The 18,704-nt window shown below is 64.0% G+C and carries 22 protein-coding genes and 1 pseudogene; 20 read left to right on the plus strand and 3 right to left on the minus strand.

Going from position 1 to position 18,704, the window contains the following annotated elements:
* Positions 1–32 precede the first annotated feature (32 nt).
* Both L3X40_RS12365 and L3X40_RS12370 read left to right on the plus strand, forming a co-directional pair.
* The gene (locus L3X40_RS12365; RefSeq protein ID WP_125964271.1) at positions 33–470 is read left to right on the plus strand and encodes a TIR domain-containing protein; all 438 of its coding nucleotides are present in this window, start codon (positions 33–35) and stop codon (positions 468–470) included.
* 49 nt (positions 471–519) lie between these two features.
* Entirely contained in the window at positions 520–1,074 is a 555-nt protein-coding gene (locus L3X40_RS12370) for a toll/interleukin-1 receptor domain-containing protein (RefSeq protein WP_048939385.1), read from the plus strand.
* Between the two features lie 16 nt (positions 1,075–1,090).
* Here L3X40_RS12370 and L3X40_RS12375 read toward each other — a convergent pair whose 3' ends face one another.
* From L3X40_RS12375 to L3X40_RS12385, 3 genes are read right to left on the minus strand one after another with little or no spacing between them, the layout of a single operon-like run.
* A complete protein-coding gene (locus tag L3X40_RS12375; protein ID WP_048939386.1) occupies positions 1,091–1,747 on the minus strand; it encodes an SLOG domain-containing protein in 657 nt (218 codons plus the stop codon).
* 2 nt (positions 1,748–1,749) lie between these two features.
* Complete coding sequence (locus L3X40_RS12380; RefSeq protein WP_048939387.1) at positions 1,750–2,910, minus strand: toll/interleukin-1 receptor domain-containing protein; 1,161 nt, start codon at positions 2,908–2,910, stop codon at positions 1,750–1,752.
* 5 nt (positions 2,911–2,915) lie between these two features.
* A complete protein-coding gene (locus L3X40_RS12385; RefSeq protein ID WP_020819452.1) occupies positions 2,916–3,404 on the minus strand; it encodes a TIR domain-containing protein in 489 nt (162 codons plus the stop codon).
* Positions 3,405–3,607: 203 nt separating this feature from the next.
* Between L3X40_RS12385 and L3X40_RS12390 the strand changes: the two genes are divergently transcribed.
* From L3X40_RS12390 to L3X40_RS12475, 18 genes and pseudogenes are all read left to right on the plus strand, one after another.
* On the plus strand, positions 3,608–4,750 hold the full coding sequence (locus L3X40_RS12390; protein WP_237365927.1) for a tyrosine-type recombinase/integrase: 1,143 nt from the start codon (positions 3,608–3,610) through the stop codon (positions 4,748–4,750).
* Complete coding sequence (locus L3X40_RS12395) at positions 4,743–6,560, plus strand: site-specific integrase (RefSeq protein ID WP_237365928.1); 1,818 nt, start codon at positions 4,743–4,745, stop codon at positions 6,558–6,560. The genes L3X40_RS12390 and L3X40_RS12395 overlap by 8 nt, the downstream gene beginning before the upstream one ends.
* A gap of 4 nt (positions 6,561–6,564) precedes the next feature.
* Complete coding sequence (locus tag L3X40_RS12400) at positions 6,565–8,367, plus strand: integrase (RefSeq protein WP_237365929.1); 1,803 nt, start codon at positions 6,565–6,567, stop codon at positions 8,365–8,367.
* Positions 8,351–8,815, plus strand: coding sequence for a hypothetical protein (locus L3X40_RS12405; RefSeq protein ID WP_237365930.1), 465 nt, complete (start codon positions 8,351–8,353; stop codon positions 8,813–8,815). The genes L3X40_RS12400 and L3X40_RS12405 overlap by 17 nt, the downstream gene beginning before the upstream one ends.
* A gap of 103 nt (positions 8,816–8,918) precedes the next feature.
* Positions 8,919–9,521: pseudogene (locus L3X40_RS12410) on the plus strand (hypothetical protein); the annotation flags it as partial.
* Positions 9,518–9,871 (plus strand): DUF3768 domain-containing protein, encoded by a 354-nt coding sequence (locus tag L3X40_RS12415; RefSeq protein ID WP_125964273.1) that lies wholly within the window; start codon positions 9,518–9,520, stop codon positions 9,869–9,871. The pseudogene L3X40_RS12410 and the gene L3X40_RS12415, both read left to right, overlap by 4 nt.
* A gap of 165 nt (positions 9,872–10,036) precedes the next feature.
* Positions 10,037–11,650: a PRTRC system ParB family protein gene (locus tag L3X40_RS12420; protein WP_237365931.1), complete on the plus strand. Its 1,614-nt coding sequence runs from the start codon at positions 10,037–10,039 to the stop codon at positions 11,648–11,650.
* Positions 11,651–11,685: 35 nt separating this feature from the next.
* The gene (locus tag L3X40_RS12425; RefSeq protein WP_237365932.1) at positions 11,686–12,114 is read left to right on the plus strand and encodes a PRTRC system protein E; all 429 of its coding nucleotides are present in this window, start codon (positions 11,686–11,688) and stop codon (positions 12,112–12,114) included.
* Between the two features lie 42 nt (positions 12,115–12,156).
* Positions 12,157–12,363 (plus strand): PRTRC system protein C, encoded by a 207-nt coding sequence (locus tag L3X40_RS12430; protein WP_066764116.1) that lies wholly within the window; start codon positions 12,157–12,159, stop codon positions 12,361–12,363.
* Between the two features lie 2 nt (positions 12,364–12,365).
* Positions 12,366–12,590: a hypothetical protein gene (locus tag L3X40_RS12435; RefSeq protein ID WP_082733401.1), complete on the plus strand. Its 225-nt coding sequence runs from the start codon at positions 12,366–12,368 to the stop codon at positions 12,588–12,590.
* Between the two features lie 91 nt (positions 12,591–12,681).
* Positions 12,682–13,530, plus strand: a complete 849-nt coding sequence (locus L3X40_RS12440) for a hypothetical protein (protein WP_237365933.1) — start codon at positions 12,682–12,684, stop codon at positions 13,528–13,530.
* A 7-nt stretch (positions 13,531–13,537) separates the two neighbouring features.
* Positions 13,538–14,362: a PRTRC system protein B gene (locus tag L3X40_RS12445; protein ID WP_066764110.1), complete on the plus strand. Its 825-nt coding sequence runs from the start codon at positions 13,538–13,540 to the stop codon at positions 14,360–14,362.
* Positions 14,359–15,114 (plus strand): PRTRC system protein A, encoded by a 756-nt coding sequence (locus tag L3X40_RS12450; protein ID WP_125964276.1) that lies wholly within the window; start codon positions 14,359–14,361, stop codon positions 15,112–15,114. The genes L3X40_RS12445 and L3X40_RS12450 overlap by 4 nt, the downstream gene beginning before the upstream one ends.
* A complete protein-coding gene (locus L3X40_RS12455) occupies positions 15,009–15,767 on the plus strand; it encodes a PRTRC system ThiF family protein (RefSeq protein WP_237365934.1) in 759 nt (252 codons plus the stop codon). Before L3X40_RS12450 ends, L3X40_RS12455 begins: the two co-directional genes overlap by 106 nt.
* A gap of 79 nt (positions 15,768–15,846) precedes the next feature.
* Positions 15,847–16,326 carry a hypothetical protein gene (locus tag L3X40_RS12460; protein WP_066764106.1) on the plus strand — a complete coding sequence of 160 codons (480 nt, stop codon included), beginning with the start codon at positions 15,847–15,849 and terminating at the stop codon, positions 16,324–16,326.
* Between the two features lie 93 nt (positions 16,327–16,419).
* Positions 16,420–18,081, plus strand: a complete 1,662-nt coding sequence (locus L3X40_RS12465; protein WP_125964277.1) for an ATP-binding protein — start codon at positions 16,420–16,422, stop codon at positions 18,079–18,081.
* A 23-nt stretch (positions 18,082–18,104) separates the two neighbouring features.
* Positions 18,105–18,299 carry a hypothetical protein gene (locus L3X40_RS12470; protein WP_066764102.1) on the plus strand — a complete coding sequence of 65 codons (195 nt, stop codon included), beginning with the start codon at positions 18,105–18,107 and terminating at the stop codon, positions 18,297–18,299.
* A complete protein-coding gene (locus L3X40_RS12475; protein WP_237365935.1) occupies positions 18,296–18,622 on the plus strand; it encodes a hypothetical protein in 327 nt (108 codons plus the stop codon). Before L3X40_RS12470 ends, L3X40_RS12475 begins: the two co-directional genes overlap by 4 nt.
* Positions 18,623–18,704: the final 82 nt, after the last annotated feature.

The raw sequence follows: 18,704 nt of genomic DNA on the forward strand, positions 1-18,704 counted from the left end.
ACTTCGCGAACGATTTTTGGCGTACTCAGCAGGTGCGTAACATCGGAGCCCTCGAAGGGCAGACTCTTTGCACTGCGAATGCTTGGGAGGAGGTCAAGCGGAAGGGCAAAGCCTCCATCGAAAAATGGATCGATGACAACATGTACGGCAAGAGTTGCGTGGTGGTGCTCGTCGGTTCGGAAACAGCGAACCGGCCATGGGTGATCCGCGAGATCGTCAAAGGTTGGGACGCAGGCAAAGGCGTGGTGGGTATCCGGATAAACAAACTTCTTGGTCACGATGGGAACTCGTGCGTGGCAGGCAGCAATCCATTTGATGAAATAGGCTACGCCAATACAGGGAAGAAGCTTTCTTCCATAGTGAAGCTCGTCTCTCCTTCCGGAGCAGATAGCAAAGCCGCCTATGACTCGATTAAGAATGGGATCGAGACTTGGATTGAAGAGGCCATTGCGATCCGAGCAAATAACTGAAGTGCAGAGAATCGGAGATTTTGCGCGGAATTAAGAGCGGGCGGCAAGAATGATAGAATATATTACCAAATCCGAGCTTCGTAATTTCGCTGGCAAATTGAACATCAACGAGCAGGTAAACCTCAGGAAATCTGCTTCTTCTCGGGCGCTGTCGGGTGCTACATTTCTTTCGCACTCAAGCAAGGACGATGATCTCGTCGTTGGCGCCATTCGTGTATTAGAAGGGCACGGCGCCAAGGTTTATGTCGATGAAATCGACCCGGAAATGCCCCCATACACGACGGAGGAAACGGCAGGGCTGTTAAAGAGCCGTATTCGTCAGACCAAGCGCTTTGTCCTTCTTGCAAGCAAGAACAGCAAGGACAGTCGTTGGGTGCCCTGGGAGTTGGGCGTCGCGGATGGGTATAAAGGGTTGACGAAGATCGCGCTGTTCCCGGCATCCGACAGCGCGCATGAGCAGGCATGGGCGTCGTGGGAGTATCTGGGATTATACCGCCGCATCGTCTGGGGGGATCTACAGGGTCATCAAAAGCGCGTCTGGATGGTCCTCGACGAGAAAAGGAACACAGCTACCGAGCTTAGCGAGTGGCTGGCTGGTGAATAACGAGTTCCCGTCCCGTTTAAGCAGTGGCAGGGGGTTGCCAAAATCGCTTCTCAACGACATCCGGTTGGAGAGTTGGACTTTCGAAGCGCTCCTCTCGGACGGAAACGTCAAGGTGGCGGTGAAATAACGCAACATAGTCCCGGTCTTCCGCTAGGTCGGGCGATAGAGATTCAACCTGCGCCCCAACTTCAAGCGTCGCGCCGCCCGTGGAGACTACTGGAATCACTGCAGCGTCCGGTTGCAGGCGTCGAAACATTTCATATTCCTGTACAATCCCGCCCATACCCCCAATGAAAACTGCCGCTTTGAACTTGTGTTCGGAAAACATACGCTCGCGCATGGCCAGCAAGCTCTTCTCCCGATCCTTCTCAATCTCGTCCGTATAAACCACGTTGTTGAACCGCTCATTATCCTCGGGATACTCGTCCTTGAAATGGCGAGACTGGTAGAGCCGGACCCAGTGTCCGTAATTTATTCCTATGTCTTGCGAGACCACCCAGATCATTGGTGTTATTGCGGGTTGACCACCCCAAACAAGCAGCCTGCGTCCTAGCGTGACGTGCACCAAAGCGGAGACTGCGGCTGTAATCGCGACACTGTCAGCGGTCGCCGCATATTGTGGGCCTCGCTTCGGATCCGGCACGCCTGCCGAAAGAAAAATGGCCTCAGTCATGGTCAGTTCTCCCATGCCGCAAGAGCCCATCCGGCTTCGGAAACTTTAATCGTGCGGACCGCGCGAATATGCTCCCCAAGCCATCGGAGATGAGCATTCCATGCATCACGGATGCCGATATGATCGTAGACCAGTACCGGTATCTCCTGCTGTTCCGCTCGTCGCGCCTTATCGGCCACATCGTTCAAAATTTCAGCCGTGGGGATTCCGACGATCGGATATGCCCAGATCTTTTCGCCGTCCAGCAACCGCACGGCGACGGCCCGATGTGCGCCGACGCCTTCCACTGACGCACCAATTTTCTCGACGTCAGCGCGAAGTTTGCCGGTAATCGACATATATCGAGATGCGATGCTCCGGCTTCGTAGCCGCTCGACCTCCAGGACGATTGTATCCGCCGTTTTGGCTACTATTGGGCCATCTGGCCCCTCGAGTTCCTCTGGATCAAGATATATAGTCTCTGCAAGATCGGTCAGCTTGTTTGGCGTATGCTCAGGCCAAATTACACGAAGGACCTGGATCTCTTTCGCGCGCGCTCTTCCTATTTCCTGTCGAGTCCAGCGGCTATCGAAATAGGTAGGCGTGTCGAGCATAACCATAACATCAGAATCGACGAGCCTATGCCAAAGCACATCTTGGAACGGATCGCCGGGCCTAATGTCGTGCGTGTCCAAGAATACGTCGAATCCGCGGGACGCAAGGAGATCGTGAAGTTGCAACGCTGCTGCTCGGGATTCCACGCGCCGATAGCTCACAAAAACCCGTCGCTGTCGACGAAGTAAGCCCACGCATTCCAGCATTGCTGACGCGAGTTCAGTCATATTTGGATCGTCAGCGCGCCGCGTTAGCCCATTGATGGGCTGGAGAAGCGGGGGGATGTGAGCATTGAAGTCTGCGCCAGCGGCAATCGTTGGAATGATGGGCGCACTGGCCCGGATCAGGTCTTGGGCCGCTTCGAGATCTTGCTGGGCATTTCCTCCAAAATACGCACACGCGAATGCTGCTGGCTTGTGCCGCTCACCCAGCGTTGCCGCATTATGCACAACTACATCGTCCCCCAACGTCAATCCGAAGTCGGAAACGATATCCGTGAGCGTCGCTGTCAGTGTTGCACGCTCCTCTGGCGTTGCCGCACCAAGTATGGCCAGTTCATAGATACTCATTGGTGTCAGCGACCGGCCGCTTTTGCCGCAGTTTCGATCCAAGCCGGCATGTTGGCATAGCCGTTATCCCGGACCCAATCATATGTCCCGTATAGGTTCGACAGCGGAATATCTCGGCCATTCTGCTTTATTGTAAAATAACTGAGAGGGTTGGTCCCCTGTCGATCAGTTCCAAGTTGCGGATCTTTTACGCTATGGATGTCGATGGCCAATAGGCCTTTCCCAAGCTCGTAACTTCTCTTGATCTCGTGCCGGACCCATTCGCGATCATACGTCTCTGCGCCGAACAGCACCACAGTCACGGACGTGCCTTTGAGCTGCTCTTCGATCCATTTTTCTATGCCGCCCGCGCGTCTTTTTGCCTCTTCGAACTCTGCCTTGTCATAGAAAGGCTGCGCTTCGCCACCTGGACGAACCACCCAGGAATTGCGGACTTGCACGACCCGTCGAACGTCACGGTCATAGTGAAAGCTAAAGAATACCCGACGCGCCACCGCTTCCCCCCTCGATCATCGTCCACTCATATCAAGGCGGACGCCAGGTGTCAGCAGGCGCGGTGAGTGCTTGGGGTAGGCTGGTCGAAGCGACACCCTTCGGCATGGCGAGGAAAGCGCCCATTCCATCGAAATGCGTCGGCCAAATCGAGCATGTTGCGCTACTTTCGAAATCGCACCTGTGCGGGCGAGGGAGATGGCCCGTGGTATCAGTGATTCGGGCTGCCTCTGGCGTGCCCAATGTCCCCGCTGGCTTCCCGATTCTGTTCGACGCCGACATGGCGATTATCGAGCCAGCTTTCGTTTGGCTCATGGAGCATGCCGAACTCAATGGCCGCGCCCATGCTTCCGAAACCGTGCGAACCTATGGTGAGCATCTCCACGACTGGTTCGACTCGCTCGAACAATCGGGGATCGAATGGCGCGAGGCCGACGAACGCGTCATCGCCGCCTATCGCAACCGGATGCTGGAGAATTCCAGCACGCATACCGGGCGGCCCTATGCCCGGACCACGATCAACGCGCGCGTCTCGACCGTCTGCCGCTTTTATAGCTGGGCCCTAGATCGAAAGCTGATCGACCACTGCCCGTTTTGGTTGACCGAGAAGATGACGCTGATGCTCGACGGCGCCTATCGCCCAGGTTTGCAGCGGCGCCAGGTCAACGAACTGATCGTCTCACGCCCGGAAAAACTGCCGCGACCGCTGCGCGCCGACGAACTGGCACGGCTATTCGCGCATCTGAGGCCTACCGCCCGACTTGCCGCTCAATGGGCGCTCGGGGCGGGACTGCGCCGCAAGGAGCTTTGCGCGCTCGCTGTCGACCAAATCCCGGATAGCTGGCCACTCGACCTCGACAGCGATCCACTTGTCGGCGTGCCGCTCCATATCACCAAGGGAGACCGGCCAAGGACAGTCTATCCGCCGCTTCGGCTGCTCGATCATACGCACTGGTATGTGGGCGAGGATCGCGGCCGGATCGTCCGCCGTATCCGCCGTTCCGACCGGGGCTATCGCGCGCCGCCCAATCTCCTGCTGAACGAGCATGGTCGCGCTATGACGCGAAAACTCCTGACGGCGCAGCTCGCGGAAGCGTTCGCGGTCGCGGGACTTCTGGGCACACTGCACTGCCTGCGGCACACCTTCGCGATGGCGATGCTAGCCCGCCTTCAGATCCAGGCCCGCACCAATCCCGATCTCAACCCGCTCAAGGTCGTGCAGGTGCTGCTGGGCCATGCTTCGATCACAACCACCGCGATTTATCTGCGCTGCGTCGAACTGCACGAGCGCGATCTGAGCGAAAGCCTCGCCTATCTTTATGGCGAGCTGATCCCCGCCGATGGCTAGGGGCCGCCTCGATCGGACGCTGAGACTCGATCCGGCACCGGCGAACCATCCGGCGCAGGTCGCCGAAATCCAGTTCCGCGACGAATGGGGCAAGATCGTCCAAAGCTTCGACCCGGCGCTGTTTGGAATGCCGGACGATATCAACGCCGCCATCGCCCGGGCTTTCCGCGATCATGATGTAGCATCCAGCCCCGCGACCCGCACCGCGCACTGGTTCGCGCTGCGCGTGTTCGGGAGGTTCCTGCGCGAAGACGCGCGTGTCAGGCGCGCGGCAGACCTCGACACGGCAACGATCCGCCGGTTCATCACCTGGCTGGCGATGCCCACCAACGGGCGCAGGCGCGGCGTCCGCTCACAATCCGGTCAGCTCGGTATGATCCGGCCGGTCCTCAAGCGCGCGATCGCGGACAATCCAGGCTTGTTCGCACCGGGCTTCGCCGTTCCCAACAATGCGATCCCGCTCGCTGGCGTCCAGCGGCTACCGCAAGACCGCCTGACACCTGCCGCAATGCGCGCCCTGCTGGCAGTCTGCTATGCCGAGATCGACACTGCGTGGGACAAGTTCCAGCACGGGCAAGCTATTGTTGGTCTTCCGAATGTGCTGCTTCATGGCGGCCGGACCGCCGAACGGGATCGCTGGATCTGGAAGCTCTACCGCCTTGGCCACGGCATCCTGCCGACCGACCGAGGCTTGGACCTTAATAAGCCCGATCGGCAGAGGATCGCCGAGGTAGGCGGGTTCCGCGAGCTCGAGGGTTATCTCCACCTCACGACCGACACGCTGGTTGCGTTCTATATCGTGCTGCTGATCCAGACGGCGGCCAATGCCGGCCCGCTGCGCCAGATCAAGCGGGACTGCCTCGTGCCGCATCCGCTCGAGCGGCATCGCGTCATGGTCGAGTGGGTGAAACCCCGCGCCGGCGGTAAGGTGAAGCGCATGCAACGGCGCTCGTTCGACAATCGCCGACCCTATGCGGCGCCGCGCCTGATCGAAAAGCTGCTTGCGATGACGGCACCCCTATTGCCGCATGTGGAGCCGTCCAAACGCGACCGACTGTTCCTCCACCGCTTCCTCATGACGACAGGACGCATCGAGCGTGAGCATCGCGCCGGTCATATCGTGCAGGCCACGTTGCGATCGGCAATGTTGCGCTTCTACGAGCGGCACAATGGCGCGATCGCTTCCTGGAACGAAGCGCATCCCGGCAAGTCCCGCTCCCTGCTTCCAGACTTCTCGCCCAAGCTGTTCCGCAGCAGCATGGCAAGCGCCCATTACACAGCGTCGCAGGGCGATATCATGGCGGCCAAAGCGGTCCTCAATCATGCGAATGTCGCCACCACCGACATCTATGTCGACGGCGAGGCCGTCCGCCGCCTCGAACGCGATACGATCGTGCGGCTCCAGTTGCTGATGATCACATGGGTCACTGGCGAAACGCCTTCCCATAACTCACAACATCAAGGGCCGGATACCAGCGCCCGGGTAACAGCGCTGTTCGGCCATGACTGCCTTCGTCCTGTCGACGGCGGGCAGGCACGGCCTGGCCGCGTGTGCCCGAAACTGGGAGGCTGCCTTGCCTGTCCGGGCCTGATCGTCCCGATCAACCCGGATCATCTGGCGCGCATCGTCCAGGCCACCAGGCATCTTCAAGCGGCGCGGGAACGCATCGACCCGATCCGGTTCAGCCTCTTCTATGAGCCCAGCCTCCGGGTGCTGACAAAAGACCTGCTGCCGGCGTTCCCGCCCGAAATGATGCCGGACGCGGAACGGCACATACCCGCCTTGCCGCCGCTGCCGGACCTAGAATAGCCTCATGGCCGCCGTCCCGACATCCACGCCTACCCAGCTTCCGGCGCCATTGCTCGGAAACGAAGGCGTCCCCGCCGCCACGACGTTCAACTGGGGCTTCGAAATGCCGGACGGGAGTCGGTTCGGAGACGATCGGTGGACGCCGCTTCGGCACGCCGCCGAACTGTTCCTGCTCTCGCTGCGGGCCGATCCGCCCGAAGAGCGGATGCCACTTCGCAAGGAAACGGTCGATGGCCACTTCAGCCACATCCGCTTCCTCGTTCGATGGATGGCAGCCGAGAACGTCCGATGCTTCAAGGATCTCGATCAAGACGCCGTCGACCGGTTCGTGGCCATGTTGCGCGCTCGTCCCGGCAGGAACGCTTCACGGCTCTCCCTCAGCACCGCCGAAGGCTATCTCGGCACGATCCGCACGTTCCACATGCAGCGCCACAAGCTGGACGACGCGCCGCTGATGGCGCCGCCTCGCGCCGGTTCGGTTGGGAAGCGGCACTGGAAACCTTATGGCGGCCATCCCTATACGCCCGACGAGATCGCCGTGCCTCTCATCAGCGGCGCTATGGAACTGCTCGGTGACCCAGCGGACCAGATACTCGCGCTGCGCGACCGTCTCGGAGATCTGTATGAGCAGTTCCGACCACAGCATCAGGGGCGAAGGCTCCACTGGCATATCAGACGCGCCATGTTGGCTGAGCCATGCCCCTACGCGGATCTGTATCCGAATCCGGAATGGCCGCTGCGCCGCCTGAGGTTCATGCTCGATCGCCTTGCCGACGCCTGCTTCGTCGTCATCGCCTATCTCGTTGGCGCGAGAGCCTCCGAAATACTCAGGCTTGAGGAGGGGTGCCACGAACGGCGCGCGGCCGATGGAGACGGCGAGGAGCACGTCTATCTGGTCGGCACGATCACGAAGACGTCGCTGACGGAACATGGTGACATCCATCGCTGGCTTGCGCCCGAGCCGGTCCAGCGGGCGATCCACATCCTCGAACGTCTCTCCGCACCGCTTCGCGAACTTAGCGGGAAGAGGAACCTCTGGCTAAACCAGCTCGGCCGGGGACGCTCGCCGCTTCCGACCATGATGCCCGTCGCCCGACTGCGATCATCCATGGTCAATATCCGCTTGAACGAACGACTTGCGCCGTTCCTTGCTTTGCCGGAACACCAAGGCGGCACCTGGCACCTGACCACCTATCAGGGCCGCAAGACGTTCTCGCGGTTCATCGGGCGGCGTGACCGCACCGGCCTGACGGCGCTGCAACGCCATCTCGGCCATGTCCACCGCGCGATGACCGACCGGGCCTATGTGGGCACAGACTTCGAGCTTGCCGAGCTGATCGACGACCAGGCCGCCGAAGAAACCCGCAAAGCGCTGGAAGACCTACTCCTGGCGCCGAACGTCGCCGGGAAGGCGGGTGTCATGCTGTCCGAGCGATCGCCGTTCCGCGGGCGCACGCGGTCGGGCGACGTCGATGGCTATATCACCGAGATCCTCGCCGAAACGGATATGCGCCTCGGCGTGTGCGACTGGGGCTACTGCCTCTACCGCCGGGAGACCTCCGCTTGCCTCGGCGGCGAGCGCGAGCCGAACCCGGTGCTTCGCACACAAAGCACCTGCTCGACTTGCGCCAACTTCGCCGTGACCGACCGGCATAGGCCGGTCTGGGAAGCGCGCCTTAAGCGAAACACCGCATTGATCCAGCGCGATGACCTCGATCGCGAGAGCCGAGCACTTGCCGAAGCCCGCATCAGGGAATCTCGCTGTATCCTCGATCAGCTCGACGAAGGAAATGCCGGTGACGTCTGATTCTGGCCTATCCACACCGCAGGCCCGTCGCCGGGCGAACACCAATGCACGCCTGCGAGAAGCCCTTGGCGCCCTCGCCAAAGACCCGTCCGCCGCGCCAACGGTCGCCGGCCTCGCACGAGCAGCCGGGGTCGGCCGCAACATCATCTATACGCACCATGCCGACGTTCTCAACGCCCTGCGCGAGCTTCAATCGCAACGTGAGGGCGCCTCTGAAACGGCCACCGGCGACGCATATCGCGCACGCGCCACTCTTCATGACGCGATAGCCAAGAACATCGCCCTCGCGACACATAATGCCTGCCTGCTGAAACGCGCTGTCGAAGCCGAGCAGCGCGCGGAGCGGCTCGAACGCCGTAACTCGCAACTTGTGCAGGAACTCGATCGGATACGCCGGCCCGTTCCGATCCGCGCCAGCGCCGAAAAGCCCAATCCTACCGCTGCCTGAAGGCGGTCACGCCCTTATCGGGCGTCTTGGAAGGGGAGGAGGAGCGGGAATGGCGGAAATACGGGCTTTGTAGAGCCAATAAGACAGGTCGATCCAGACCTAATGTTCGCTCAAATGGAAGGTGGCGCCGCAGGACGCGTTCCTGAAACAGTGGGAGCCCGCGAAGGCAGCCTGGGCGCGCCGCCAGAAAGTCATCCGCCTGATCGGCTACGATGCTTCGCCGGCGGACACGCGGCGCCATGCCCATGCGTCCGCGATCGAGCATGATCTCTTCGAGTGCCGATACCCGCTTCGCGAATGGAAATGGGACCGCGCCGCCTGCATCGCGCGGATCGAGGCCGCCGGCCTCCCCGTGCCGCCCAAGTCGAGCTGCTTCATTTGCGGCGCGATGAAACCGGACGAGGTTCGAGCGCTACCGGCCTGGTGCCTTCGGCTCATTGTCCTGGTCGAAGCCCGCGCGGCCCCGCGTCTGCGAACCGTCGAAGGCCTCTGGCGCCGGTCGACCTCGACCAGGCCCGGCCGAATGACCGACTTCATCCGCGCCGAGGAGCTGCTCCCCGCGGCCGACATCGACGCGATCATCCGCGATGCGCCCGCCGACCTCATCCGCTTTCAGGACGTCGCTGCGCATGTCCCGCTCCCCGAACGACCGGCAATGGCGGAGTGGCTCGAGACCTTCAACGCCGGCTTGCTGGAGGCCGTATGACTATCACCGCCACCGAACGCATCGCCCGTCTCAACGATCGCTGCCGGCAGGGCCTCGATGCCAATGCCCGCATCATGGTCACGCGCAATTGCCTTGCCCGGCTTTCCGGCGAGGGCGAGGGCATCGCCGAGATCCTCGCCCAAGCCGAGTTGCTCGCGGCGGTCCGCCGTTATTCGTTCAAGCCCGGCGACGGGCCCGAGCGCGATTTCGGCGCCTTCGACCTGCAGGGGCAAAGGCTCCTCTTCAAGATCGACTATTATGACATGACGCTTGAGTTCGGCTCCGACGACCCGGCGGACGCATCGATCACGCGGCGCGTCCTCACCGTCATGCTCGCCGAAGACTACTGAGCGTCGGCGAACCCTCAAGCCCCATTCCCTATGAAAAATCAGCGCACCGGCTCGCCGGCCCTTCGGGCAGCGAGAGGGGAGGGGGAGGGCGAGCTTCAGGCTCGCCGACCGAGAGCGCGCGGGCTCGATGGACCCTGCCTTCCCCAATCCCCGAGGAGACCAGCCTTGACCCCTGCCGAACCGATCCGCGCCACGCTGCCGCTCTCCCTCATCACCAAGGGCGACAATCCGCGCCGCTATTTCGACCGCAAGAAGCATGACGAGCTTGTGGCCTCGATCCGCCTGCGCGGAATCCTGCAGCCGATCCTCCTGCGTCCGAAGGGCGAGGTCTATGCGATCGTCGTCGGCGAGCGCCGCTACCGCGCCGGTCTGGAAGCCTACGGCCCCGATGGCGAAGTGCCTGTCATCATCCGCGAGATGACGGACCAGGAGGCGCTGGATGCCGCGATCGCCGAGAATGACGACCGCGACGATCCGTCGGAAACCGAACAGGCGGACGCCGCCGTCCGCTATCTCGCGGCATGCCAGAACGACCGCACCGAGGCCGCGCGCCGGCTCGGCTGGTCGCGGAGCAAGCTCGACCGGCGTCTGGCGCTTGCCGAACTCTCCGACGCGGTGAAGCTCGCGCTCGACGAACGCCGGATCAAGGTCGGCCATGCCGAACTGCTCGCGGCGGTCCCCGGCGACAAGCAGGACAAGGCCCTCGAGACCATCCTCGCCGCCGAGCTGGATGTCGGCAAGACGCGCGAATTGCTTATGCGGGTGACGCAGAACCTCGCCGCCGCCTGCTTCGACAAGACCGAGTGCACCACCTGCCCGTTCAATTCGGCCTCCCAGCGAACCCTGTTCGAGACGCATGTCGACGACGGGCACTGCACCAATCCCGGATGCTTCGAACTGAAGACCCAGACCGCCGAGGCGATCCGCTTCGAGGAGCAGGAGCGCGCCGAAAAAGCGGCACGGGCTGCAGCTTTGCCTTCCACCGACGATCCGCAGGGTGTTGAGCGCGATGACGATGATGATGGCGGTCTCGACGACACCGAGACCGAAACCGATGCCTCGCCGGTTGACCGCACCGAACCGCGCGCGCCGGCCCCGCTCCCTTCGGCGAGCGGCGGCTCCGCCGCGCACAAGCCGACCGTCACGGTCAAATCGATCGCCGGCCGTACCAGCGACCTGCGCGAGGCGAAGTGGCGCACCGCCGTCGCCCGGGCCCTCGCGGCCGATGCCGTCCATGCCCATACCACCATTCTCGTCGCCGCCATGTCGGGCACGCTTCCCCAGATCAAGGCCGAGACGCTGAAGGCGCGTGCCGGCATCTTGGTCGGCGCCACCTTCCCGGACTTGCCCTATGGCGACAAGATCGCGGAAATCCGCGTTCTCTCAGAGCCGCAAGCGGCCAATGTGCTCTCCGCCGTCGGCGCCGCCTATGCCAAGGACGTGCTCACCTTCGCGCATGTCGCAGACCTCGCCAGGGCCTTCGCGGTTGACCTGCGCGACGTCTGGCAGGTCGATAAGGCCTTCCTGGAGCGATACACCAAGGACGAACTCAAGTTCATCGCCCAGGAATGCGGCCTCGTCGCGCACATGGGCGAAAAGGGCTTCGCCAAGCTCCTCACCGCCAAGAAAGCCGACCTCATCGCCGGCATGCTCAACCGGCCCGGCTTTGACTGGGCTGGACGCCTGCCCAGTTCGATGACGCTCGACGGCCAATACGGACCGCCGCCGGTGAACGTCGCACCGCCGCCCGAAGCCGCGATCACGGAACTCGCCGCCTGACCCCCGAACGCTCACACAGACAAGGAAGCGCCCCCATGCTGATTACCAACCTGCTCCCGCTGCTCGCGCGCTACTCGCTCGGCTTCGATCTCGTCGCCGGCCCGGACCATACCGTCACCCTGACCGTGATCCCCCGCAGGCAGGAAGGCGCCGCGCACAAGCTCGAGGCCGGCGAGACCCGCCCGATCTCGCTCACCGCCAGCGCCGCGGAAATCGATGCCGAACTCGCCAAGGGCGAAGACGGTGCGCTCGGCCAGCTCATCGCCGCCCGCAAGACGCTCGGCGACCAGCTCGCCGAGCAGCGCCAGGCTGCCGAAGCCGCACGTACCGCCGCGGCAGAAGCCGCGAAGGCCAAGGCGGCGACGCCGAAGACGCCCGCGCCCGCCAGTCCCACAAAAGCTCCGAACCCCGCCGCTCCGCCAGCCGATGCCAAGGCGGACGAACCGGCCAGCCTCTGGGACTGACCATCATCAATTTGCCCAACATCTCAATTCGAGAGGCCCATCATGCAGATCAATCATCTCACCCGCACGTATCGATATGACGGCTTCGATCTTCCGGTTCCGCCGCATCTCGCTGACGAACCGGGGGCGCTGCGCGCCTACCATGCGACGCTCTATCCCGCGATCCTCAACGCCGAGATCGTCGACGCCGGCGTGTCAGGCGCCGCCCACGTCATGGAATATCGGCGCGCCGTCGGCACCAAGGGCTGACCGTGCCGCGCTCCCAGAGCGCGGCCATTCCGGCCGCACCGCGCAAGACGCTCCTCGAATGGATCGAGCACGACGATGGCAACACGACCGGCTTTCCCCAGCCTCCCTGCAGCGCCCAGGCCCAGGCCCTCCACGCGCGGATCCTCTTCGACCCCGCCAACCACAAAGCCGAAGCGCCGGAGCCGCTTCAGCCCCCCGCCGGCCTCAGGCTCGCCCCACTCGGCTGATCTCGCGGGGCGGTCGGTCTCGCTTTCCGTCGATATCCCCGCCACTTTCGATCAGCCGCTCAGCAATCACCACAAGCTGATCGGCCGCTGGGTGGCCGCACGGGAAGGGACGCCCCCGCGGTACACGCGCGTCGGCGCCCGCAAGCGCATCGAGCAGGTCTTCAATGCCGCGGTTCTCGAAATCTTGGCGCCGATCGAGCTTGTCGATCTGCGCGTCGCCGTCCTCGTCGGCGAAGACGACAATCCGCCCGCAATCGCCTTCGTCTGCGAGACCCTCGGCCAACTGGATCTTGGCTGGATCGAAACCGGCGACGCTCCCATCCCCTGGCGCGCCGCCGCCTACGCGGCCCTTGGTGAGACGCTCGGCACCGCCCTTCCGGTCTTCGGCTACCAGGACCTCTTCGAGGAAATCTCGATGTATTATTGGGACGGCGAGATCGACGACGAGGGCGCGCGCCGGAGCTTGGCCGCCTATCAGGGTCTCAGCGCCGAAGAGATCGAAGAGCAGACGCTCCCCTCTGAAATGAACGCGCGCCGTCCCGACTGGATGATCGGCACGAACGCAGCGAAGCCCGCATGCCTCCCGAAAACGCTGGCGCAGGCGCTGCATCGGCTTCGCGACGCGCACAAGGCGCTCGATCACCTCGCTCCGGACCGCAACGCCTGGCACTTCGATAGCGACGCCCTCTACGAATATGTGCCGGGCATCGAGGAATGCTCGTCCCTGCCGCCGCTGACGCTCGTTCCCTTCGAGGAATTCGCCCGCGAACTCGACGACGTCGCGCGCCACGGCATGGAAATGGGCTTCATGGATTTCTGCGGCCTCTGCCCGCTGCCCGAGATCAGCCGGATCGACGACTGGTTCGCGAGCCTCAGACTCGGCGTGCAGTTTCTGCTCGCGGCTCAGGATCTCGTCCGTCTCGACCCACCCAATCCGTGAGGCCCTCATGTCCGATCACAGCAGCCACTTCGAATCCACCGGCGGCGGTCTCGTCCTGACCAACGCCATCCTCCTCTATCAGGTCGGAACGTCCCGGACACCGACCGCCTATGGCGCGCCCAGGAACGATATGGCGGCGTTCGCCAGCATGCACGCCGTCGAGCACGATGGAGACGGCCGCCCCACGATCGCCGCGGGCGTTCCCCTGTCGCGCGCGCAGCTGCGCCAGTGGACCGAGGCGCTGGGCCGCACGGCGATCCCCGAGATATTGCCCGACACCGTCCTCGTCTCCCATCCCGATGTTCTCGCCTGGTGGTCGCCGGCACAGGTTCGCCCCGCCTATTTCGCGCTCTCATCGCCGCCCGACGGTCTTCGAGCGCTGGCGCGGCGCACGACGGTTGCCGTGCCCTATCCCGCGCATCTGTTCATTGCCACGCGCACGGGCCTTGGGGTCTACGCGCTGCCGGCGAGCGAGCGACCTGTGGCTGACACGCCGGTGCTGCACTCGCCGATTCTCAATGTCTTCATCGAGGGTCGGCTCTGCTGGGGCAATATCCCGAGGCCGAAGACCCTCGGCGTTGCCGCAATCCCGGAGTTCGAACGGGCCGTGTTCGATTCCTGGTCGACGCACCCCAATCCCGGACAGGAGTGGACCGTCACCGGCAAAGGCGGCCTCGTCAGACTCTGGGACGATCTCGCCGCGCGCGCGGCAAGCCGTTTCCCGGTCCGGCGCCTCAGGCCCTTCCATCCCGCCGCCCGTCAGCGACAGGCGCGCCCGACGGCCGAGGCAATCACCGTCGGCCGACTGGTTGCAGCGGCTGCAGGGAGATGACCATGCTCGCCAATGATCCGACCGCGGCCGCGCTGCTTGAGGCCGTCCCCTGCTATCCTGTTCCGTCTATGGGCCGATCGCCTGGGCTCGATGCGCTTCGCAGCAGTCGGGCCGGACACGGGCTCGCCGTCGGGGCCGATGGTGTGATGCTCATATTGCGTCGTCCCTGGCTGGCGCTCGATGCGCCTCTGGCGCCACCTTTCGCCGCCCATCTCCCTTATGGCAGCATAGGCGACCCCAAGGCCGAATTGCGCTGCGGCCGGGTCCCAGGCAAGCATCTCGCCGCCGTCCTGGACCATTTCCGCGCGGCCCTGCCCAACGAGGCAGCGGCCTTCATCCTGTGGAACGAGGCGACGGCCGAATTCGCCGTGCATTTTCCGCAGATCGATGAAGCGACGCCGACGCGCCTCGTTTACCGTTCCCCGGCCTGCGAATTTGGCTGGCATGTTGTCTGCGACATGCACAGTCACGGGCGCGGTCCGGCCTATTTCAGCGCGACCGACGATGCCGACGATGCCCATGCCACCAAGATTTCACTCGTCGTCGGCCGGCTCGACCATCCGGCGGGCCCGGTCATGGCCGCCCGGCTCTGCGCCGGAGGCATGTTCCTGGCCGTGCCGCGCAGCCCATTTTCGGGAGATTCCCCATGCAGCCTGACAAGCCCCAGCGCCACTTCCTTCCCGCCGCCTTCGACAATCGCGGGATCCGGATCCTCCTCGTGGGATGCGGTGGAAACGGCGCTCAGATGCTGATGGGCCTTGCCTCGCTCGACACGGCTCTCCGCGCGATCTCCTCGCGCTCGCTCACGGTCACCGCGGTCGACGACGACATCGTGACCGAGGCCAATCTCGGTCGCCAGCCCTTCTATCGCTGCGATCTCGGCAACTCCAAGGCGCGCACGCTCACCGAGCGGATCAACCTTGCCCACGGCCTGGGCTGGAAAGCCGTTCATGGCCGAGCGCCCGATGCCGTCGATACGGAAGGGACCGACATCCTCATCACGTGCGTCGACACGGCTTCGGCGCGCCGGGCACTCGGCGCGGCGCTTAGCGACGGCAGGGTCGTGCCGACCTATTGGATGGACCTCGGCAATCGCGCCAGCGACGGACAATATCTGATCGGTTGCCCATGCCGTCCGAAGGGCAACGTCAAGGCGCGCCTGCCAACCGTCCTCGAGGCATTTCCGGAGCTGGCCGACGAAACCCTGGCCGAGGACGATGCTCCGTCCTGCTCGGTCGCCGAGGCGCTTGAACGTCAGTCCCTGTTCGTCAATCGGGTGCTGGCGAGCCACGCGCTTGCACTGTTGTTCGACCTTCTCGGCCGCGGTTCGATCGGGCACGCCGGCGCCTTCATCAACCTCGCCAGTGGCCAGGCCGTCCCGATCCCTTTGCCGCGCGGCGACTGAAACCCCGCCGGCCACTCCACCACTTTCCGTGCCCATCCAACCCCGGTGGCCTGCGCCCGGGGCACGAGGAGATTTTGTCATGACCGTCATCGGACATAACCGCATCCGCCGCGTCGACAGCTTCGACGGCTATGAGGTTCTCGCCCATCCCCTGGCGAACCGCGAGGACCGCGTCTTCCATCGCGGCGAGGGCGGGGCGTCCCAGGTCGGGGTAACCTACGGGTCGCATGACATCCAGATCGCGCGGCCGACCGGTCCCGGAAACAAGGGCCTCCTTGCCATCCTGATGCACCACGGCGGGGGCCGCCATATCCTCGAATTCTACGAGAGCGCCCTGCCGATCACCGCGACACTGCTCGGCCTGCCGGAGCGCGCGCAATACGCGCTGGCCTACACGATGTTCAAACAGGCCGACGAATGCGCCATCGCCGCCCGCGTGGACGAAGCCGGCCGCTGGGCCGAGGCCTTCGTCGATGGTCGCATCCGCAAGCGCCGCCGGGCCGGCAAGCGCTATGTCCACATCGAGACGCCGGCCGAGAAGGAGCGCCGCTGCGCCTGACAGCCACGCCACCGCCGCCCATGGGCGCGCAGCCCCGAGCGAAAGGAGAGAAGGGCGGGGAGGGGGCCATTCGCTCTTGCCGAGGAGACCCCGATGCCCCTTCCCACCGTCGTCCACAGCCAGGTCGATCCTGCAGCGATCACCAAGGTGACGCGCCTGTTCAATAATACGCTCGGTTCCATACTGACCGAGCTCATCCAGAATGCACGCCGGGCCGGCGCGACGACCGTCGACCTCGATGTCGCCGAAGCCGACGATCGGCAGTGGCTCGTCATCGCCGACGACGGCGCGGGGATCGCCGATCCCGCGGTCATTCTCGCGCTCGGGCGCTCGGGATGGGACGACGACATCGCGGCCCGCGAAGACCCTGCCGGCATGGGCGTGTTCAGCCTTGCCGGGCGCCATGTCGAAATTCGTTCGCGTCCGCGCGCCGGCGGAGACGCCTGGCGGATCTCGATCGCGCCCGGCGACTGGGAAACGGGCGGTCCTATCCCGGTTTATCGCTGCGATCATCGCTTCGGCACCGAGATCCGTCTCCCACTCCAGGATGACTGGGCGAAATCCCTGGAGGCCAGCGCGAACGCAGCCGCGCGCTATTGTCCGACGCCGATCCGCTTCAAGGGCGCGCCGCTTGCCCAATCGGACTGGCTCGCCGACGCCCTGGTCACGGTTGAGACCGACGGCGTGCGCATCGGCGTCTATAACGGGACGCGCGGCGCCCACTGTCAACCTCGCATCAACTTCCACGGCCTCACCGTTCCCTGCATCTTGCCCTCGATCAACGAGAAGGATCGCTGCTGGTGGGCACGCGTCGATATCATCGATTCTCCGGCGCTGCAGCTTGTGCTCCCAGCCCGGACCGAAATGGTCGAAAGCGCGGCGCTCGAAGCGCTCCGCGACTTGGTTCGCAGGACCATCTTCCGCCACATCGCGTCTCTCGGCAGCCACCGCCTGTCCTTCGCCCAATGGACCGAGGCCCGGAATCTCGGCATCGATCTCCCTGAGGCGACGGCGCTCCTGCGAGGCTGGACCCCGGCGACGGCCGATCTCAACAGCGGACGCGAGGGATCTGGCCTGATCCCGGCGGACAATCTCGTCCTGATGGAGCATTTCGGCGCGCCGCTCGAACAATGTGCAGCATTCGCGCTCGCCCGCGACGGCCGCCTCGAAGCCTCCCTCGCCGATCCAGACGACGCGATGGCGGGATATGGCTGGTACGATGCTCTTCCCCGCATCACGGCGCTCAAATTCGAGATCCAACGCGACGGTGCCACTCATCTGTTCGACAGCGAGACCCTGCCCGGGCTCGAAAGCGGAACGGTCGACCGCCTCGATCTCGTGGTCGAGATCGGGGGCGCCAGAAGCGAGACGCTGACCGTCGCGGCTCCCGTCGTCATCGAGTATGACGAGGCGCATCATTGGGGCTTCGAGGAAGCGAACGTCCTTCTCACCGCGCGCGACGCGGTTTCCCCGGACGAGCTGGTCGACCTGCTCGAGGCTTCATGCTTCTGCGCAAGCGATGATCGCGAGGCCGATAGCTGGGAGACGCAGAACGATCGCTTCCTGCTCGATGCCAGAGAAATGGCCACCCGCCTGTTGCTCGGAGACGACGCGGCGCTGGTCGAGCGGCTCCGGGCGATCATCGCCTACCGCGCCCAATGGTTCGTTCCCGAAGGGCGCCAGTTCTCGGCCATCATCGGCCGGAACGCCATCGATGTCCGCATCGAGCCCGTCCCGGCGTCGCCGGCATCCTGATCAATCTCGAAGGGACCAATCCCATGCGACCCATCAGAGCCGCGAGGCTTGCCGACCGCGACGCCGTGCGGGAGGCGATTGACCAGCTTCGCAGCGCGCGGCACCTTCTGGCCCAGAGCGGTGCCCCGCGCGCCGCCGCCGCGGTCCGCAAGGCGCTGCGCAGCGCCGAGGGTGCGGCCCGCCACGTCGATCATCGCATTCGTCGGAGCCAGACATGAGCCGCTACGAACTGAAACCGAGACCGGGGAACGGGATCATCAAGGCGGTGGTTGGCTGGGACAGACCTCTCCAGAGCTTCTTCGCCCAGATATTCACGCCGACCGACGAGGAACCCGAAGAGGGCGAGGCGACGATCTGGCTTGGCACCGAGCCGGGCGAGCTGCCGAGCCCAGAGGTCGCCATCAGGGTGCTCGAAGCCTATGTCGACATTCCCGAGAGGCTGGCTGCCGATCTCGCGGCAGATATGAACGCCACGGTCGGCGTCAAGGACGGCCTGCATCAGGCAGAGGCCAAGAGGCGTCTCTTCGGCTCGATCCACTAACACAAGCGCCCAACGAGTTTCGTCCCGAGGCCGCTTTGGCGGCGCTCGGATGGGCGCTTGCGCGCCTGCTCGGCCGAACGGC

It is taken from the genome of Rhizorhapis sp. SPR117 (assembly GCF_021742065.1).

Bases quoted from the DNA above. Each gene is read 5' to 3' on its own strand.
- L3X40_RS12370 (WP_048939385.1), top strand. From the start codon at position 520: ATGATAGAATATATTACCAAATCCGAGCTTCGTAATTTCGCTGGCAAA.
- L3X40_RS12375 (WP_048939386.1), bottom strand. From the start codon at position 1,747: ATGACTGAGGCCATTTTTCTTTCGGCAGGCGTGCCGGATCCGAAGCGA.
- L3X40_RS12380 (WP_048939387.1), bottom strand. From the start codon at position 2,910: ATGAGTATCTATGAACTGGCCATACTTGGTGCGGCAACGCCAGAGGAG.
- L3X40_RS12395 (WP_237365928.1), top strand. From the start codon at position 4,743: ATGGCTAGGGGCCGCCTCGATCGGACGCTGAGACTCGATCCGGCACCG.
- L3X40_RS12400 (WP_237365929.1), top strand. From the start codon at position 6,565: ATGGCCGCCGTCCCGACATCCACGCCTACCCAGCTTCCGGCGCCATTG.
- L3X40_RS12405 (WP_237365930.1), top strand. From the start codon at position 8,351: ATGCCGGTGACGTCTGATTCTGGCCTATCCACACCGCAGGCCCGTCGC.
- L3X40_RS12415 (WP_125964273.1), top strand. From the start codon at position 9,518: ATGACTATCACCGCCACCGAACGCATCGCCCGTCTCAACGATCGCTGC.
- L3X40_RS12425 (WP_237365932.1), top strand. From the start codon at position 11,686: ATGCTGATTACCAACCTGCTCCCGCTGCTCGCGCGCTACTCGCTCGGC.
- L3X40_RS12430 (WP_066764116.1), top strand. From the start codon at position 12,157: ATGCAGATCAATCATCTCACCCGCACGTATCGATATGACGGCTTCGAT.
- L3X40_RS12445 (WP_066764110.1), top strand. From the start codon at position 13,538: ATGTCCGATCACAGCAGCCACTTCGAATCCACCGGCGGCGGTCTCGTC.
- L3X40_RS12450 (WP_125964276.1), top strand. From the start codon at position 14,359: ATGACCATGCTCGCCAATGATCCGACCGCGGCCGCGCTGCTTGAGGCC.
- L3X40_RS12455 (WP_237365934.1), top strand. From the start codon at position 15,009: ATGCAGCCTGACAAGCCCCAGCGCCACTTCCTTCCCGCCGCCTTCGAC.
- L3X40_RS12460 (WP_066764106.1), top strand. From the start codon at position 15,847: ATGACCGTCATCGGACATAACCGCATCCGCCGCGTCGACAGCTTCGAC.
- L3X40_RS12465 (WP_125964277.1), top strand. From the start codon at position 16,420: ATGCCCCTTCCCACCGTCGTCCACAGCCAGGTCGATCCTGCAGCGATC.
- L3X40_RS12470 (WP_066764102.1), top strand. From the start codon at position 18,105: ATGCGACCCATCAGAGCCGCGAGGCTTGCCGACCGCGACGCCGTGCGG.
- L3X40_RS12475 (WP_237365935.1), top strand. From the start codon at position 18,296: ATGAGCCGCTACGAACTGAAACCGAGACCGGGGAACGGGATCATCAAG.